2 protein-coding genes are annotated in these 1,612 nt (G+C 37.3%); one reads left to right on the forward strand and one right to left on the reverse strand.

The genetic code is table 11. The features are described from left to right. Nucleotides 1-265 (forward strand): PD-(D/E)XK nuclease domain-containing protein (locus tag AB5217_RS24790; protein ID WP_368117398.1); only part of this gene is annotated, 265 nt, incomplete at its 5' end. A gap of 171 nt (nucleotides 266-436) precedes the next feature. On the opposite strand, the gene AB5217_RS24795 is transcribed toward AB5217_RS24790, so the two are convergent. Next, nucleotides 437-1,048 carry an HU family DNA-binding protein gene (locus AB5217_RS24795; RefSeq protein ID WP_004298279.1) on the reverse strand — a complete coding sequence of 204 codons (612 nt, stop codon included), beginning with the start codon at nucleotides 1,046-1,048 and terminating at the stop codon, nucleotides 437-439. Nucleotides 1,049-1,612 lie beyond the last annotated feature (564 nt).

A 1,612-nucleotide genomic window follows, 5' to 3' on the forward strand; every position in this document is an offset into this window, starting at 1 on the left:
ATATATCGTGTGTAAACTGGTAGGCTTCTATGTAAAAGCGGAATATCATACGAGTGAGGGCCGTGTGGATATGGTATTGCAGACCGATAAATTTATCTACATCATGGAATTTAAATTGAATGGTACGGCGGAAGAAGCTTTGCGGCAGATAGAGGATAAACATTATGCTCGTCCGTTTGCAACGGATTCGCGGAAACTTTTCAAGATTGGCGTTAACTTTAGTGTTGAAACAAGAAATATAGAAAAGTGGTTGGTGGAGAATTGATGCGCCTCTGAAATGGATATAAAATATTCATTTCTCATGTTCTCATAAATATGACCTAAGTGTCAGATTGTTAATGGTGTAAGCTATGAGAAATGATTTTAAATTTAGTGTTTCTCATAGCTTTATTCACAAATAGACCTTAATTTGGCTTATTTCTCATACCCGTTGAAATCATTTCTCATAATGCCCCGGAGTTGGTACATAAATAGGCTGTGTGGGTTTGCCTATATTCTGTAAGTTTCCTTGTGCCTTTAGACGACGAATCTGTCTGCTGGCCATGCTTTGGGTAAAACAACAGAGTGACTGCATATTACTACGGGTCAATACAGGATGGGTTGCAAAATAGGCAGTGAGTTTCTTGTCGATCTCTTCTTCTGAAAGAGAAGCCGAATGTGGCTTGTATTTCGAACGTCGTAAGTGACTACTCATACACAAACTCTTTAAATTCCTGTCAGCCTGGAAGTTAATGGATTTTAGTTTCACTTTATCTGCACGGGTGGTAAGTGAGTGCACGGGTTCGGTCGCTTGCAATGTAATCTGGAAATAGCCGATCCCATCCAGATGTACTCGTTCTCCTTCGCATAGGTGGTTGCCCATGCATCTGCTCAATTCCATTAGCATGGCTTCTACTTCCGCTTTTCCGAAAGTGGTTGCCATGTGGATTTCTCTTGCCAATTTTTGAGTAGTCACATGTTGAAAGTTGACTACCCGTGGATGATAACTAGGTTCTTCTCCTTCTTTCTCCGGTTGGGGATTCTTATAAAACTCGAATTGTATTGCCATCTTTGTTCTAATTTAATGGTTGTTTATATATTATGTAATTGATGCGCTTAGTGTATCTTGCCTTTATTCTTTTATTATTTAACTACCAGCTAGTTCGTTCCACTAGAGTGAACGGTTCTTTTCACTCTAGTAGACAGATCTTTCTACTCTAGTGAACAGAACCGTTCACTGTAGTGAAACGATTGAGATCCTCTTTCAAAGATACGACATTATTAACTGAAAAACAAATAATTACACGGTTGTTTACATGTAAATAATAGATGAGGGCTGTGTAAAATAAGGTTGGCCAATGAGCGAAATGAATGGTTGGTATTTGACTATGAGAAATGATCCGGAATACTATGATAAATAGACAATTTTTCTTCAAAAAATGAAAGACAAAGTATGAGAAATACCGGATTTAAAAACGTTTCTCATGGTGTACTATGCTGATTTTGTGTGTTTTATCTGAAACTTATGAGAATATGAGAATAAGAATTGCAAATCATGGTTCTTCGTCAAATTTGGTGGTAATCTCTTTTTTATTTCAACTGTCTTCTTCTTTCTTAATCCTATTAAAAGTTG

The organism is Bacteroides sp. MSSM.1001136sp1_RTP21357st2_D2_RTP21359_211015 (assembly GCF_040913205.1).
Lineage (GTDB): Bacteria > Bacteroidota > Bacteroidia > Bacteroidales > Bacteroidaceae > Bacteroides > Bacteroides ovatus.